The organism is Myxococcales bacterium (genome assembly GCA_016720545.1).
In the GTDB taxonomy this organism is placed as follows: Bacteria; Myxococcota_A; Polyangia; order Polyangiales; family Polyangiaceae; genus JAAFHV01.
This window is the reverse complement of the sequence record JADKKK010000002.1, coordinates 693,511-708,610: the sequence shown is the minus strand read 5'-3', so window position 1 is coordinate 708,610 and position 15,100 is coordinate 693,511. Positions and strand designations below refer to the sequence as shown.

13 protein-coding genes and 1 pseudogene are annotated in these 15,100 nt (G+C 71.9%); 9 read left to right on the top strand and 5 right to left on the bottom strand.

Translation table 11 applies throughout. The annotated features are described in order from the left end of the window. The first annotated feature begins 2 nt into the window (after positions 1-2). The 5 genes and pseudogenes from IPQ09_06830 to IPQ09_06810 all read left to right on the top strand — a co-directional run bounded on the left by IPQ09_06830 (position 3) and on the right by IPQ09_06810 (position 7,092). Positions 3-848 (top strand): MBL fold metallo-hydrolase, encoded by an 846-nt coding sequence (locus IPQ09_06830; protein MBL0193929.1) that lies wholly within the window; start codon positions 3-5, stop codon positions 846-848. A 136-nt stretch (positions 849-984) separates the two neighbouring features. Further along, positions 985-1,269 carry an oxidative damage protection protein gene (locus IPQ09_06825; protein MBL0193928.1) on the top strand — a complete coding sequence of 95 codons (285 nt, stop codon included), beginning with the start codon at positions 985-987 and terminating at the stop codon, positions 1,267-1,269. A 294-nt stretch (positions 1,270-1,563) separates the two neighbouring features. Further along, positions 1,564-5,181 (top strand): annotated as a pseudogene (locus IPQ09_06820) (FAD-dependent oxidoreductase). Positions 5,182-5,256: 75 nt separating this feature from the next. Further along, positions 5,257-5,994, top strand: a complete 738-nt coding sequence (locus IPQ09_06815) for a DUF72 domain-containing protein (GenBank protein ID MBL0193927.1) — start codon at positions 5,257-5,259, stop codon at positions 5,992-5,994. Positions 5,995-6,000: 6 nt separating this feature from the next. Further along, the gene (locus tag IPQ09_06810) at positions 6,001-7,092 is read left to right on the top strand and encodes a hypothetical protein (GenBank protein ID MBL0193926.1); all 1,092 of its coding nucleotides are present in this window, start codon (positions 6,001-6,003) and stop codon (positions 7,090-7,092) included. A gap of 53 nt (positions 7,093-7,145) precedes the next feature. On the opposite strand, the gene IPQ09_06805 is transcribed toward IPQ09_06810, so the two are convergent. After that, the gene (locus IPQ09_06805) at positions 7,146-8,042 is read right to left on the bottom strand and encodes a matrixin family metalloprotease (GenBank protein ID MBL0193925.1); all 897 of its coding nucleotides are present in this window, start codon (positions 8,040-8,042) and stop codon (positions 7,146-7,148) included. 118 nt (positions 8,043-8,160) lie between these two features. Between IPQ09_06805 and IPQ09_06800 the strand changes: the two genes are divergently transcribed. The 3 genes from IPQ09_06800 (at position 8,161) to IPQ09_06790 (ending at position 10,202) form a co-directional block, all read left to right on the top strand. Next, a complete protein-coding gene (locus IPQ09_06800; GenBank protein ID MBL0193924.1) occupies positions 8,161-8,946 on the top strand; it encodes a DUF2071 domain-containing protein in 786 nt (261 codons plus the stop codon). Between the two features lie 112 nt (positions 8,947-9,058). Next, positions 9,059-9,283 (top strand): 50S ribosomal protein L28, encoded by a 225-nt coding sequence (gene rpmB / locus IPQ09_06795; protein MBL0193923.1) that lies wholly within the window; start codon positions 9,059-9,061, stop codon positions 9,281-9,283. Between the two features lie 100 nt (positions 9,284-9,383). Further along, positions 9,384-10,202: an N-formylglutamate amidohydrolase gene (locus tag IPQ09_06790; protein ID MBL0193922.1), complete on the top strand. Its 819-nt coding sequence runs from the start codon at positions 9,384-9,386 to the stop codon at positions 10,200-10,202. Positions 10,203-10,267: 65 nt separating this feature from the next. Here IPQ09_06790 and xerD read toward each other — a convergent pair whose 3' ends face one another. Together xerD and IPQ09_06780 are read right to left on the bottom strand one after the other, a co-directional pair. After that, positions 10,268-11,233: a site-specific tyrosine recombinase XerD gene (gene xerD / locus IPQ09_06785; GenBank protein ID MBL0193921.1), complete on the bottom strand. Its 966-nt coding sequence runs from the start codon at positions 11,231-11,233 to the stop codon at positions 10,268-10,270. A 39-nt stretch (positions 11,234-11,272) separates the two neighbouring features. Beyond that, complete coding sequence (locus IPQ09_06780) at positions 11,273-11,704, bottom strand: hypothetical protein (GenBank protein ID MBL0193920.1); 432 nt, start codon at positions 11,702-11,704, stop codon at positions 11,273-11,275. A gap of 181 nt (positions 11,705-11,885) precedes the next feature. Here IPQ09_06780 and IPQ09_06775 point away from each other — a divergent pair, with 181 nt between their 5' ends. Beyond that, positions 11,886-13,100, top strand: coding sequence for a hypothetical protein (locus tag IPQ09_06775; protein ID MBL0193919.1), 1,215 nt, complete (start codon positions 11,886-11,888; stop codon positions 13,098-13,100). A 171-nt stretch (positions 13,101-13,271) separates the two neighbouring features. Here the strand turns inward: IPQ09_06775 and IPQ09_06770 are convergent, their stop codons facing one another. Next, the gene (locus tag IPQ09_06770; GenBank protein ID MBL0193918.1) at positions 13,272-13,703 is read right to left on the bottom strand and encodes a hypothetical protein; all 432 of its coding nucleotides are present in this window, start codon (positions 13,701-13,703) and stop codon (positions 13,272-13,274) included. Further along, on the bottom strand, positions 13,700-14,992 hold the full coding sequence (locus IPQ09_06765; GenBank protein ID MBL0193917.1) for an HlyC/CorC family transporter: 1,293 nt from the start codon (positions 14,990-14,992) through the stop codon (positions 13,700-13,702). Before IPQ09_06765 ends, IPQ09_06770 begins: the two co-directional genes overlap by 4 nt. Positions 14,993-15,100 lie beyond the last annotated feature (108 nt).

Below are 15,100 nucleotides of genomic sequence, written 5' to 3'. Positions count from 1 at the left end.
CCATGCCGGGAGTCGACGACGGGGGCCTCGGCGCAGGGCAGGCGCTCCACGTGCTGGTCCTCGGCTCCGGGTCGTCCGGCAACGCGGTCCTCGTCGAGTCGGCAGGTACGCGCGTGCTCGTGGACGCGGGCCTTGGGCCGCGCATGTGCGCCGAGCGGCTCCGGCGCCTCGGCGTCGATCTGTTCCCCCGGGGGATCGACGCGCTCGTGGTCACGCACGATCACGGCGACCACGCCGCGCACGTGCTGCCGCTCGCGCGCGCGCTGAAGTGCCCGCTCTGGCTCCACGAGGGGATCGGGGCGCCCAAGGTGCGCGCGCGGTTCGCCCACGCGATCGTGCCGCTCCGCCGCGCCGAGGCGCGACCCCTCGGGGCGCTCGTGGTGGAGACCTACCCGCTCCCGCACGACGCACCCAACGTCGCGGTGCGCGTGTCGGGGCCGCTCGGGGCCTTCGCGTACGCGACCGACCTCGGCCACGCCCCGCGAGGCCTCGCCGCCTTCCTCGGCGCGAGCGATCTCGTGTTGCTCGAGGCGAACCACTGCGAGGAGCTGCTCGCGAGCGGTCCCTATCCCGAGCGGCTGAAGCGCAGAATTGCGTGTAATACCGGACATTTATCCAATACTCAGGCCGGCGCGCTCGTCGCCGAGATGGGGCGCTTCGGAGAGCCACTCGTCGCGCTCTGCCACCTCTCGCGCACGAACAACACCCCCGCGCGCGCGATGGCCGCGGTCCAGGCCGGCGCCCCCGGGGCGCGCGTGCGCGTGCTCGAGCACGGCGCCACAGAGCGCATCGTCGTGCGGCCTAGGGCGCGCCGCGCTCCGGTTCAGCTGTCGCTCGCGCTCCAGTAGCAGCAGGCCCCAGATGATCTCGCGCGGCGCCGCGTCGGCTCGCGCGCAGGTATTGCGCGGTGGCTTCGCGGAAGCGGTGGGTGAACGCGCGCCGAGGGTCTTCAAATCGCGAGGGAGTGGGACTAGAAGCTCGCGCATGTCAGAACCCCGCCTCGTCCAATGCTCGAAGCTCGGCAAGGAGCTGCCCGGCCTCTCACGCCCGCCCTACAAGAACGAGCTCGGCAAGCGCATCTACGAGGAGATCTCGAAAGAAGCGTGGGACCAGTGGCTGAAGGACTCGGTGAAGTTCATCAACACCTACCGCGTGGACCTCACCTCGGCCGACGGCCAGCGCTTCATGTTCAAGCAGTGCGCGATCTACTTCGGCTGGGAAGACGGCGACCTCGCGCAGACGGCGTTCGTCCCCGCCGACAAGGCCTAGCCGCCCGTTGATTTACTCCCGTCGGCCCGTCGCCGCCGCAGCGTCAAGAAGCGGCGCGCTCCCTTCCGCGGGTCCGGCGTCGCGCTCGCTCACTCCTCCGCGGAAACAAGCGGCTCGCTCACCCGCCCAGCGAAGCCTCTCGTCGATTCCCCTCGGTCCCATCCAGTCGGTATCCCCCCCATCGGCGCTCTCGCCGGAGTACGGCCCCACGTGATCACGAGCCCCTCGTCGTCCTTCTTCCCCCGACTTCCCCGCCCGACCGATCCACCGGCCACGCCGGAGCTCGCCCTCGGCGTGCCCGGGTTCTCGTACGCCGACCTGCACCAGCCCGCGCGCCTCGCGGACCTCCACGCGACCTTCTGGGCGTGGTTCCGCGCCGAGGCGCCGGAGGCGGCGAGCACCTTCACCGCCTACGCCGACGCCGTCGGGAGCGGCGCGCGCGTGAAGCCGGAGGACGCGAGCACCGCGGTGCTCGTCGCGGCGCCGTACGTGTCGCGCTTCGTGGGCCGGCTCTTCGCGGTCGAGGAGCCCCTCGAGGCCCTGCGCGCGAGCGCCGAAGAGCGCGGCGCCTTGTGGCGCTTCAAGGCGGCCTTCGCGAAGAAGCGCGTGCTGAAGGAGAGCGCGGGGAAGGCGTGGAGCGGCACCCCTGCGGAGGCGACGGCCGTCGCGCGCGTGGCCATCGCGTGCGCGCCGGCGGAGGCCGCGGCCGCGGATCGGGGCGACGAAGAGCTCCGGATCGCCAGCGCCGTCGTCGCTCTCGTCGACCTCGACGAGACCGCGCGCAAGAGCGCGAAGGCGGGCGGCGCCGTGTGGACCCCCGCGCTCGCGGCGCGCGCGGCCGAGCTCCGCGAGGCGCTCCTCCGGGAGCCCACGTGCGCGGAGATCGCGGCGACCGCGGTCGCGGTGGACGGGCCCTCGCCCTCGCCCGCGGAGGACGGGAGGGTCGCCGCGTTTGCGCTCGACGCGCTCGAGGCGTGGCTCGCGCACCGGCGGCACGATCACCACGACCCCGCCCACGCCTGGCCGTCGCTGCACGCGCCGCGGAACCTAGACTTCTCGAAGCTGGTGGAGGTCGTGCGTCCTGATCCGGCCCGCCCCGAGCTCTTCGTCGGCCCCGCCGAGCACCGCCGGCCGCGCGACGGCTTCGCGCTCACGGACCGGCGCATGGCCGCGCGCGACGTCGCGACAAGGACTCGTGCTCGAAGGGGCTGCGCGACAACAAGTCCAACGAGGTCAAGAAGAACCCGATCGGCGTCCTGCTCGAGGGCTGCCCGCTGGAGGAGCGTATCAGCGAGATGCACGCGCTCCGCCGCGACGGCGACGCGCTCGGCGCGCTCGCGGTCGTGTGCATCGACAACCCGATGTGCCCGGGCACCGGGCACCGCATCTGCAACGACTGCATGAAGGCCTGCATCTTCCAGAAGCAGGAGCCCGTGAACATCCCGCAGATCGAGACGCGGGTCCTCACCGACGTGCTCGAGCTGCCGTGGGGCTTCGAGATCTACGGCCTGCTCTCGCGCTGGAACCCGCTCAACGTCAAGCGCCCCCACGCGCTGCCGTACAACGGCAAGAACGTGCTCGTCGTCGGCCTCGGGCCGGCGGGCTACACGCTCTCGCACCACCTCACGTGCGAGGGGTTCGCGGTGGTGGGCGTGGACGGCCTGAAGATCGAGCCGCTGCCCGGAGCTCATCGGCGACGAGCGGCTGCCCCGGCCCCGTGCGAGAGCTCGGCGCCATCTGCCAGGAGCTCGACGAGCGCCTGGTCGTCGGGTTCGGCGGCGTCTCCGAGTACGGAATCACCGTCCGCTGGGACAAGAACTTCCTCACGGTGCTCTACGTCACCCTCGCGCGTAACCGGCTGCTGCAGCTGCACGGTGGCGTCCGCTTCGGGGGCACGCTCGACCTCGACGACGCGTGGGCCCTGGGCTTCGACCACGTCGCCCTGGCGGCCGGCGCGGGGCGCCCGACCTTCATCGACATGAAGAACAACCTCGCGCGCGGCATCCGCAAGGCGAGCGACTTCCTCATGGCTCTGCAGCTCACCGGAGCCTACAAAAAGAGCACGATCGCGAACCTCCAGGTGAAGCTCCCGGCCCTCGTCATCGGCGGCGGCCTCACCGCGATCGACACCGCGACCGAGCTCCTGGCCTACTACCCGGTCCAGGCCGAAAAGACGCTCGCGCGGACCGACACGCTCCGCGCCGAGCTCGGCGAGCAGGCCTTCCGCGCGATGTTCGACGAGGAGGAGTGGGCGACGTTGAGCGAGCACCTCGCCCACGGCCGCGAGCTCCAGGAGGAGCGCGCTCGCGCCGCGGCGGAGGGGCGCGCCCGACCTCGCGGGCGCTGGTCGAGCGCTGGGGCGGGGTCTCGCTCGTGTACCGCAAGGCCGTCCAAGACTCGCCCGCGTACCGCTTGAACCACGAAGAGGTGCACGAGAGCCTCCGCGAGGGCGTGCGCTACGTCGAGAACCTGTCGCCCGTGGAGGCCGTGCTCGACACCTTCGGTCACGTGAAGGCCGTCTCGTTCAAGCGCCCAGACGGCGGCCTCGTGGAGCTCCCCGCGCGGACCGTGTGCGTGGCGGCCGGCACCAGCCCGAACGTCACCTACGAGCGCGAATACACGGGCACTTTCGAGCTCGACGCGCGCGGTCAGTACTACCAGGTGCACAGCGCGAAGCGAGTCGACGGCGGCGTCGTCCTCGAGAAGGCGCGCCCCCGCGAGGGCTTCTTCACGAGCTACGCGAAGGATGGGCGCGTGGTCAGCGTCTACGGCGACAACCACCCGCACTACGCCGGCAGCGTCGTGAAGGCCATGGCCAGCGCGAAGGACGGCTACCGCCACGTGGCGGCGCTCTTCCCGGACCTCGCGACGCTCGATCCCGCGGAGCAGCCCGCGCGCGACCTCGCCCTCGCGAAGCGGTTCGCGCACCTCGACGCGGAGCTCGGCGCGCACGTCGTCGAGGTGAACCGCCTCACGAAGACCATCGTCGAGGTGGTCGTGAGGGCGCCCATGGCGGCGCGAAAGTTCCAGCCAGGGCAGTTCTACCGACTGCAAAACTTCGAAGCGCTCGCCCCGTTGGCCGAGGACACGCGCCTCGCGATGGAGGGCCTCGCGCTCACGGGCGCGTGGACCGACCCGGAGAGAGGCCTCCTCGGCACGATCGTGCTCGAGATGGGCGGCTCATCGCGGCTGTGCGCGTCGCTCAAGCCCGGCGAGCCCGTGGTCCTCATGGGGCCTACCGGGCAGCCCACCGACATCGCCCGCGACGAGACCGTGCTGCTCCTCGGCGGCGGCCTCGGAAACGCGGTGCTCTTCTCGATCGCGCGAGCGTTCAAGGCGCTCGGCGCCACGGTGCTCTACTTCGCCGGCTACAAAGACGGTGACGACCTCTTCAAGCAGGCGGACATCGAGGCGCACACCGACCAGGTCGTGTGGTGCACCGACAAGGGGGTCGAGATCACCCCGCGTCGGCCGCAAGACGCGCACTTCCGTGGCAACATCGTCCAGGCCATGCTCGCGTTCGGGAAGGGCGAGCTGCGAGCGCCGGTCGCGAAGCTCTCTTCGGTGCACCGGATCCTCGCGATCGGCTCGGACCGCATGATGGACGCGGTTCGCGAGGCCCGGCACGGCGTGCTTCTCCCGCTGCTCAACCCGAAACACCTGGCTATCGGCAGCATCAACTCGCCGATGCAGTGCATGATGAAGGAGATCTGCGCGCAGTGCCTGCAGAAGCACCGCGATCCGGTCACCGGGCGCGAGCACGTGGTCTTCTCGTGCTTCAATCAAGACCAGGAGCTCGACCACGTCGATTTCGCGCACCTCCGCGAGCGCCTGCGCGCGAACTCGGTGCAGGAGAAAATCGTGAGCTCCTGGCTCGAGCACGTACTTCGTAAACATCCGGAATTGCGCTAGAAATTCAGACCCGAGCTGCGCGGGCGTCTTTCTCGCTTTCGCGCAGCGCCCGGGCGTGCGAGTAGGACCGCCCCTATGGCGACGCGCTATCACATCGGTGCCAAAGAGCTGCGAGGCGAGCTCTCCGCCTACGCCAAGCGCTTCGACATGCTCGAGGTCCGCCCTCCCAGCGCGGCGCAGCCGAAGGTTGGCCCCACCCTCACCACGCTGCGCAAGTGGCGGAAGGCGGCGCCGCCGCACTTCGAGTTCGTGGTCGTGCTCGGCCCTGCGGTGGGTCGACTGAAGGCCTCTCCGGAGCTGGAGTCCGAGCTCGAGACCGCGCTCGCCGCCGCCACGGCGCTCCAGTCCCGCTGCATCCTCCTCGCGACTCCTGCCGAGGTCACGCCCACCGCGCTCTCGCGCGACCGCATCGCGCGGCTGCTCGAGCGTCTGCCGCGCGACGTCACGCAGATCGCGTGGGAGCCCCGCGGCGTCTGGGAGACCGACGACGCCGCCGTGTGGGCGTGCAAATGGGGCGTGGCGCTCTCGGTCGACCCCACACGCGAGCCGGTGCCCGCGGGCCCCGTGGCGTACGCGCGGCTTCGCGCCCTCGGCGAGTCGCGCTCCTTCGGTCCGGCGGCCCTCGAGCGCGTCACGCAGGCCATCGGCGACCGGCGCGAGGCCTACGTGGTCATCGACTCGCCGACCGCGCTCGCGGAGTGCAAGAAGCTCCGCCAGCTCTCGCAGCGTACGGCCGCCAAAGACGGCGGGCGGGGTCGCGTCATCCGGCCTCGGAACCTGACCCTCAAGGTTCGCGACGACGAGCAGGAGTAGCCAACGATGGCGGGCGCGCGCACGAGCACGGGTCAGCGTGGAGGTGGCGCAGGCGGCGCAGGCGGGGCGACCGGCGGTCGCGCCCGGGCGACTCACGCCACCTTGCCGCCCGCGCGCGAGGCGGCGGAGGCGCTGCTGCTGAAAGGCAACGCCGTCGACGCGGTGGTCGCGGGCGTGTTCGCCGCGGCCGCGGCCGAGCCCTCCGTGCTCCTCGGTCCCGTCCAGCTCCTCTTTGGCGGCGGCGGGGCAGGGCACCAGGCGGTGTCCGGCCGGCTGCTCCAGTCGGGCAAAGGCATCGATCGGCCGCGCGGCTTCCGGGACGGCGATCGTGTGCCGGACGCGGCGCGCGTGGCGGTGCCCGCGCTCTCCGCGGCGCTCGTCGCGGCGCTGGCGACCGCGGGGCAGGCTTCGCTCTCGCAGGTCGTTGGGCCGGCGGTCGAGCTCGCGCGCGGCACGCCGCGCAGAGCGGTGCTGGCAGAGGTCGCGCGCCTCGGCCCGCGCGCGATGTGCGAGGGCACGCTCGCGGAGGAGCTCGTTCACGCCGCGAATCGCGTGGCGGGCGGCACGCTCACGCGGGAGGACCTCGACGACGTGCGGGTCGCCGTCGAGCGCTGCGCCCTCGAGCCGGCCGAAGTGGGCGCTGACGGCGAGCCCCGCGGCCTCCTCACGGTGCCATGGGGCTCACGCGCCACGCTGCCCTCCGCGGCCGAGGGTGAATCCGGGCTCGACGCGCGCAACGTCCACGCGGTGCTCGCGGTCGATCGCAACGGCCTGTTCGCGTTGGCCGTGTTCGAGGTCCACCTCGACGTGCTCCCGATCCCCGAGCTTGGCCTCGCGGCGCCGCTCGTCGCCCAGCCCGTGCGGAGAGGCACCCCGCGCGTGCGTCCAGGCACGGTCCTCGCGGCGCCGTTCCCGGCGGGGCTCGTCGAACGTCGCGGCGCGTTCGAGCTTGGCCTCGTCGTGGTGCAGTCCCCCACGGGCGAAGCAGACGCCCGCGCCCTCCTGACGCGCGCCGTGAGCGGCGAGAGGCCGCAGTCTTCGGGCGCACGAATGCTCGCGGTCGCCCAGACGGGTGATCGCGCCTCCGCGTTCGGCTGAAGGCTTGACGGGGCTCCCGGTAGTGACAAAAAAACGCCTTTGGTAACAGGCGGTTACGCCGTGCGCGCGCGCCGCCTCCGCGCGCGCAACACCCCCAGCAACGCGAAGCCCACCACCCCCGCGGCGCCGACCCCAAGACCGCCGGAGGCGCCGGGCCGCGCGCTGCAGCCGCCGTCGTCGCTCCCCGTCGGCGGCGGCGGCGCCGAGGGATCGCACGCGCCCGCCGCTACCTCACCGCTCGAGGTCGCGCGGCGGCCACTCGGGAGGTAGACGGAGCAGATCGCCTCGGTGTCGTCCGGCTCGAGATCGCGAAACGTGATCGTGCCGGGCGTGTAGCGCGCGAACATCGTGGCCTCGCGCAGCGGAGAGTGCGCGATCCCAAAGAAGTGGCCGACCTCGTGCGCCATCGCGCTCGCCATGTCGGTGCCCGTCCGCGGGACCGGATCGCCCAAGGCGAAGGAGACGTTCGCGGTGTTCACCTCCATGTCGGCGTCGAGGATCTCCCCGGTGAGCTTATTGAAGGTGAGGGTCGTGAGGATCACCTCGCTCGTCGAGCCGTGCGGCCACTTGTCGTCCCAGAAGACGATCGCGCTCGCGTTGGCGCCGCCCCGCGTGTCGTAGCCGAGCGCGGTCCGCGACGTGTCGCCGGTGAACTGGGCGTCGATGGTCAAGCGCTTGCCGCCGCAGCTCACCGCCTCCCACGTGGCGAACGCCTGGGCCGCGAGCTCCTTGAAGCGCGGCATGTCGAGCTTCTTCGACCCGGGCGCTTCCACCGCGTACCCCACGCAAGCGCGCGAGTGGTACACGAACTTGCCCTCGGCCCAGCAACCCCCGGGCTCCGGCGAGAAGCTGGGATCGGTCGGCACCGTGGTCGTGCGGCAGAACGCGCTGGCGGGGACGGTCGAGAGCCACACCGCCGCCGCACAGCCGACAGCCAAGAGACAACGCATCAAAGACAAGCTCCTCGCCTCAGCATAGCGAAACTGCCCGCGAAATCGCCCACCACGCGCGTCGCGGTGTGAAGTTTCTCCCCGGACGGCCCGCCGGTGAGTCGCGTAGACTGCGGCGATGTCCGATGCCTCCTGCCTCGCTCTGGACCGCGTGAGCCCGTGCAGGCGCCCCGAAGGCCGCGCGGCGGGGCACCAGACCTGGGAGAACCTGCTCTTCGTCCACTACACGTTCCCCGCGGAGGTCGTGCGGCCGCTGGTGCCTGCAGACCTCGACCTCGACCTCTGGCGTGGCGAGGCGTGGGTCGGCATCGTGCCGTTCGAGATGAAGCACATTCGCCCCGCCTTCGTCCCGATCGGCCTCGATTTCCTGGAGACCAACCTGCGGACCTACGTCCACCGGCGGGGCGAGCCGGGGGTGTTCTTCTTCTCTCTCGAGGCGAGCTCGCTGCTGGCGGTCGAGGCGGCCCGCTTCGGGTGGGGGCTGCCCTATTTTCATGCCGACATGAGCACGACGAGGGAGGGCGATCGCGTCCGCTACGAGACCCGTCGCCGCGGGGCCTCGCCGCCCGTTCGGGCCACGTTCGAATACTCGGTCGGTGCCGCGCTGGGCACCTCGCAGGCCGGCACGCTCGAGCACTTTCTCCTCGAGCGCTACTACCTCTTCACGGTCACGAACGGGGGCGACGGGAAGCCAGGGCGCGTGGGCAAGGGGCAGGTCCACCACCTCGCGTACCCCGCCCACGAGGCGACGCTCCACGCGACGCACGACGATCTGATGGTGGCGGCGGGGCTGCCGCGGACCGAGCGCGCGCCGAGCGCCGTTCACTTCTCGCCCGGCGTCGAGGTCGAGGTGTTCGGGCCATGGGACGAGCCCGAGGCCGCCGAGCCCGACGGTCCGGCCTGACGGCCGACGCGCCAATCACGTCGCCCGCCGGATTCGCTTGACAGACACTGGCCGAAGTAGCAGGTTGCGCCTCCCGCGGGCCACCGCGAGGCTTTATTTTCCCGAGGTAGTCATGGCGAAGAGCGACATCACCGGCAAGCGCAGGCTCAGCGCGCAGAACGTCTCCCACTCCAACATCAAGACGAAGCGCTGGCAGCACGTCAACGTCCAGGCCCGTCGTCTCTGGGTGCCCGAGCTGAACCGGTTCGTCTCCCTCAACCTGACGACCCGCGACATCCGCACGATCGACAAGATCGGGCTCTTCGCGTACGCGAAGCGCTACAACGTCAAGCTGTAGGCGTCCGCGCACGCTCCGTTCCGCCGCGCCGTGCCTCCGCTGGGGGCGCGGCGTTTCGAGTTTTGTTCGGGGCACCGCGCGGCCGTGAGACGCTCAGCCGATGGCGCCGCCGCCCTTCCTCATCCTCGAGCCCGAGGTCGACTCGCCGGTCCTCGTCGAGGTGCCACACGCGGGAACCTACGTCGACCCCGAGACCTCCCGCCTGTTAATGACTCCGGCTCGCGCGGTCGCGCAGGACGCCGATCTGCTCGTCGACGAGCTCTACGCGGACGCGCCCTCGGTCGGGGCAACGCTGCTCGCGGCCAAGCACTCGCGCTACGTCGTCGATCTGAACCGCGGCGAGGGCGACGTCGACGGGGCCTCCGTGCGAGGCGTGCCGGGGCCGCTGCGAGCGTCGCGCGGCGTAATCTGGCGCCTCTCGGGCGCCGGCGAGCCGGTCCTCGCGGCGCCCCTCGAGCGCGCCGAGCTCGAGCGCCGACTGACCCGCGTCTATCGCCCTTACCACGAGGCCCTCGCGGGGCTCATCGCCGGCAAGGTGCGTCGATTCGGCCACGCCGTGGTGGTCGCCGCGCACTCGATGCCGAGCGTGGGCGTCACGTCTCGCGGGGCCCGCGCGCTCCGGGCCGACGTGGTCCCCGGGACCCGCGGCCGGACCAGCGCCGCCGCGCGCTACATCGACGTCGTGGACGCGAAGGCACGCAGCGCGGGGCTCACCGTCGCCCACGACGATCCCTACCGGGGCGGCTTCACGACCCTCCACTACGGCGCTCCGGCGCGTGGCGTCCACGTCGTGCAGGTCGAGCTCGCGCGGCGGCTCTACATGGACGAGGCCACCCTCCAGCCCTCGCCGCGCTTCATGGAGACGCGCCGGTTCTGCCGCGAGCTCACCGCGGCGCTCGTGGAGCTGTCTCGCTCGTAGCGGTCGCCGCGCTCTGCGTCGTTTCGTGGCTCGGCCGAGCGCTCTCGCGACGGTGCGCGCGGCGCTCAGCCGGTGATGCGGCGCGCCCGCGGGTGCGCCCGGTCGTACGCCTCGCGCACGTGATCCTGGGCGATTCGTGTGTAAATTTCAGTAGTTCCGAGGTCGGCGTGGCCGAGCATGGCCTGCACCGCGCGGAGGTCGGCGCCGCCGCGGAGGAGGTGAGTCGCGAACGAGTGGCGCAGCTTGTGCGGCGAGAGCTCTGCGGTGATCCCGGCGACGCGCGCGTAGCGCTTCACGAGCTTCCAGAAGCCCTGACGCGTGAAGCGCTTGCCACGCGGGGAGACGAACACGTGGGGTGACAGCTCGGCGCCCGGCGTCACGCCGCGCACGTCCGCGAGGTACACGTCGAGGTGCCCGAGGGCGACCTCGCCGACCGGCACGAGCCGCCGCTTCTGGCCCTTGCCGAGCGGAGACACCACGCCCCGCTGCATGTCGAGCTCCGAGAGGCGCAGCTCGCACAGCTCGGTCACGCGGAGCCCTGACGCGTACATGAGCTGGAGCATCGCGGTGTCGCGCAGGCCTCGTGGCGTGGAGAGGCCCGGCGCGCCGAGGAGGCGCAGGACCTCGTCCTCGGTGAGCACGCGCGGGAGCTTTCGGGCGAGCCGAGGCCGCGCCACCTTGCGGGTCTCGTCCGAAGGCGCCGCGCGCTCGCGCACGAGGAACCGGCAGAACCCGCGCACCGCGGAGAGCTGGCGGGCGCTCGATCGCGCGGAGAGGCCCTCCTCGGTGTTCTTCACGAGCATCCGCGCGAGCGCCTCCGCGGAGACGTCCGAGGGGAGGGCGGCGCCGTCCGCCGTCGCCACCGCGCGCGCGAGGCGCCCGAGGTCGCGTGAGTACGCCTCGAGGGTGTTCTTCGCCAGCGCGCGCTCGACCCGCAGGTGGTCTAGGTACGCGTCGATGTAGGCGTAGAGGTCCACGGGCGGAAGCGTAGCGGCCGCGGCCGGCGGCGGCACGTTTCCGGTCGCGCCCAACCGCGGTAGACGACGCGCGCCTCGCCGAACCGGGACCCTTCAAGGCGAGGCGCGAGCCGCCCTCACTGCAGCGGCGATCGCGAGGGCGCGCTTCTCGTGGGCGGCCTGCGCGACGAGCGCGTCGACCTTCGCCTGCGGCCCGCCGCCGCGCAGCGCCGCCGCGTAGCCCGGCATCGCGGCGGCTCGATCGACAAGGAGCTTGTCGAGGTCTTCGCGGCGGGCGCGGCCCCAGGGGGTCTCGACCGTCGTGCGGCCGAGGAGTCCGCGGGCCTCGGTCACTGCGCGCGCCGCGTCGCCCTCGACGAGCGAGGCCGCTTCGGCGCCCCGGCCCGCGCGGTCGAGCCGATCGGCCTCGCCGAGGAAGGCGTCGACCTTCGCGTCGGCGGCGAGGAGCGCGCCGAGCCGCGCGCGGTCCGCGTCGTCGGGCCCTCTGTCGGGCGCGCGAGAGCACGCGAGGGCGAGCGCTGTCAAGGCGGCGGCCGCGACACCCCGGCGTCGGAGCCGGAGCGCGTGGCCGGCGGTCGGCGCACGGGCCGGCGGCGGTCGTGAGATGGATAGCGTGCGATCGGGAGGATGCTTCGTTGACACGGAACCGTTCGGGAAACTAACGTTTGGCGCGCGAAAGCGTCAACGAAGGCGCACACGGAGAACCATGGCCGAAGACAAGAAGCCGAAGATCGACCTGAAGGCGCGACTCGGCAAGAGCGCAGGTGCAGCCACCCCCCCACCGGCCGCCCCTGGGGCGATCCCGGTGCCGGTCCCCGGGGGGGCCGTCCCTCCGCCGAGTGTGCCCGCGCCCGCGGCCATGCCTGGAGTCGCAGCCCCGGCGCCCGCGCCGAAGCCCGCCGCGGGCTCGCCCATCGCGCCGCCGCCCGGGTTCGTCGATCCGTCGATCGCGGCTGCAGCCGCTGCGGCCGCTGCGGCTGCCCACGCGGCCCGGCCGCCGGAGCCGGTGCAGCCTCAGCGCATCGAGGTCGACGAGGCCGCCGTTCAGGAGGCCGCGAAGGGCGGCACCAAGAAGGGCGTCATGATCGGCGGCGTCCTCGCGGTCATCCTCGGCCTGGTCGGGTACGTCGCGGGCATGAGCGGGGAGGCGAGCTCGGGTCGCAAGAAGGCGCAGGCCGACGCCCTCAGCCTCGCGGGCGACATCGACAAGTCGAAGGACACCCTCGACAAGCTCGCCAAGAAGCTCGAGGAGGGCAAGAAGGCCCTCATCACCGACAAGAAGTTCCCCGACAAGCTCGCGGGCGAGCTCGGCGGCATGAACGTCGACTTCGACGGCGGGAAGCTCGCCGGCGTCCGCTTCAGCGGCTTCTCCGCGGACACCACGTCGGGGCTCATCGAGTTCATCACCGCCGTGCAGTCGCTGAACGACCGCAAGCTCGTCATCATCAACCTGCTGAACGCGCTGCAGAAGCCCATCACCGAGGGCTTCCAGCAGGCCGACAAGCCAAGCCTCGGCTTCGTCGTGCTCCTCGGTCGCCAGGACCCCGCGAAGAACTACTACGGCATCCTGGCGCCCCTCGACGCGCCGCTCGCCATCACCCCGCCGAACATCTCGCTGCCCGACAAGTTCAAGGCGATCGACGTGACCGCAGGCCAGAAGGTCGAGGTCCCGAAGTATTCGGGCGGCGATCTCTCCAAGCCCGCGGCGCTGTACATCGCGCCCGCGTCGATCACCAAGAACTTCCCCAGCGAGGTCACCGGCAAGATCGCGCAGCTCGTGAGCCAGCTCGGGCGCGTCGCCAGCGACATCAACGGTGAGAAGCCCCAGGAGAACGTGGTCACCGAGGCGAAGCCCGGCATGGTCCAGCGCGCCGACAAGCTCAGCACGGCGCTGAAGAAGGTCTCCTCGGGAGGCAAGTAGGCTCGCGGCCCGCGCCTGTCGCTTGGCGAGCCCGGCCTCCCGCGAGGTCGGGCGATGCCATTTCTACGCCGAGCGCCACTACGTGCACGCACGATCGCAAGGCGCGCGGGAAGGTGCTGCTCGTGCCATGAGCCGCTCCGCGCCCCGCGAACTGTGCTCAACTTCACGCGTTTACGGGGAGGGCGCGCGCGCGATGGGCACCCGCGCGAGGACGAGCACGCCCGCGCCGTTCGGGCAGCGACCGCGCTCGATGCCGACGTAGCCCCGCGCGAGCAGCGCTGCGCACGCGTCCTCGGCGGCGACCTCGAGGGGCGAACGGAGCCTCGCGACGAGCCCTGGCGCCCGCCGTGCGCGATCGACGATCGCGACGCGCGCGCCCGCGGGGAGGGCCGAGGCCTCGACGAGTGCGCTCGCCACACCCCCTGCGCTCGTCGCGTCGTCCGCGTCGACCCACACGACGCGCAGCGTGTCCGGCCCCGCTTCGTGGATGGACCTCAGCGCGAAGGGCGTGGGGGCATACACCGCCGCCCCCTCGACCTCGTGGCTCGCCCGCCGCAGCACCGCGACGGTGCGGAGCTCCGCGGGTCGCTCGAGCAGCCTCACTCGGAGGCGTCTCCCTCGCTCGGTGCGGCAACCGGCGGCTTCAAGGTGATCGGCGGGCGGAGGTGGATCTCGACCTTCACGATGCGCGTCGCGTCGGCCTCGACGACCGTGAGCGACAAACCGCCGAGCTCGAGCACCTCGCCCACGCCGGGCACCCGGCCGGCGCGGTGGATGATGAGCCCGCCCAGAGACTCGTAGGCGCCTTCGGTGGGCAGCACGCAGCCGAGCTGCTCCTCGAGGTCGGACAGGGGGATCTCGGCGCTCGCGACGTAGCGGCCGTCGGCGAGCTTGTGGAGCGCGGCCTCCGCCTCGGTGTCGTACTCGTCGCGGATCTCGCCCACGATCTCCTCGATGATGTCCTCGAGGGTGACCATGCCGGCGGTGCCGCCGAACTCGTCCGAGACCACCGCGAGGTGGAGGCGTCGGCTGCGCATCTCGCGAAGGATCGTGAGCGCCGGCTGCGAGGAGGTCACGAAGAGCACGGGTCGCCGCACGAGCGAGTCGAGCGTCACCTCGGCGAGCGTGCCGGCGTTCAGCACGTCGAAGAGGTCTTTGACGTAGAGGAGGCCGAGCACATTGTCGATCGTCTCTCGATAGACCGGGTAGCGCGAGTGGCGATCTTTCGTGACGAAGCCGAGCACGTCGGTGAGCGGGCTCGCGATGTCGATCGCCGAGATGTGCCGCCTCGGCACCATGACGTCTTTCGCCGTGAGGTCCTGGAAGTCGAGCACGTTCCGGATCATCTCGGCGGGCTCCTCGGCGATGGTGCCCGCCTCCTGGCCCACGTTGACGGCGTTCGCGAGCTCGGCCTCCGCAGACGCCGGATCCACGACGTGCTCTTCGGTGACGCGGGCCGAGACGAACGCGTCGAGCCACGAGAGCGGCCAGGCGATGGGGGCGAACGCCCACTCCAGGGGGAAGAGCCACGTGAGCGCGAGCCGGGCGGTGGCCTCTGGGCGCTGGCGCGCGACGGCGCTGAACGCCGCCGCGAGCGCCCCGTAGAGGAGCACCGTGAGGAGGGCGGGGACGACCGCGTTCTCCACACCGAACGATTTCTCGAGGGTGTCGTCGAGGAGAACCGCCGCGAGGCCGACGGCGCTGACGCGGCCCGCGAGCCACCGCGCCAGAACGCGGTGCTGCTGGGCGCGGTAGCGCGCGAAGCGCGCCTCCGTCGTCGCGAGGACGTCGATGCGCGTCTCGTGGATGGTCGTCAGCGCGGCGTCGGCGGCCGCGAACGAAGAGCCGACGCAGGCGATGGTGGCGGCGAGGACGAGCGGGCCGACGGGCACTGGATTCAAAGCGAAGCACTCCCCAGCGACCGAGGCCGCGCGCGTACCCTAACCCACCCGGTCGCCGCGGGGAAGGCGAGGCCGGCACGGCGGCACGCCTTCGCGCGT

Coding starts and splice junctions, on each gene's coding strand:
- IPQ09_06830 (MBL0193929.1), top strand. CDS start 3: ATGCCGGGAGTCGACGACGGGGGCCTCGGCGCAGGGCAGGCGCTCCAC.
- IPQ09_06825 (MBL0193928.1), top strand. CDS start 985: ATGTCAGAACCCCGCCTCGTCCAATGCTCGAAGCTCGGCAAGGAGCTG.
- IPQ09_06815 (MBL0193927.1), top strand. CDS start 5,257: ATGGCGACGCGCTATCACATCGGTGCCAAAGAGCTGCGAGGCGAGCTC.
- IPQ09_06810 (MBL0193926.1), top strand. CDS start 6,001: ATGGCGGGCGCGCGCACGAGCACGGGTCAGCGTGGAGGTGGCGCAGGC.
- IPQ09_06805 (MBL0193925.1), bottom strand. CDS start 8,042: ATGCGTTGTCTCTTGGCTGTCGGCTGTGCGGCGGCGGTGTGGCTCTCG.
- IPQ09_06800 (MBL0193924.1), top strand. CDS start 8,161: ATGTCCGATGCCTCCTGCCTCGCTCTGGACCGCGTGAGCCCGTGCAGG.
- rpmB (MBL0193923.1), top strand. CDS start 9,059: ATGGCGAAGAGCGACATCACCGGCAAGCGCAGGCTCAGCGCGCAGAAC.
- IPQ09_06790 (MBL0193922.1), top strand. CDS start 9,384: ATGGCGCCGCCGCCCTTCCTCATCCTCGAGCCCGAGGTCGACTCGCCG.
- IPQ09_06775 (MBL0193919.1), top strand. CDS start 11,886: ATGGCCGAAGACAAGAAGCCGAAGATCGACCTGAAGGCGCGACTCGGC.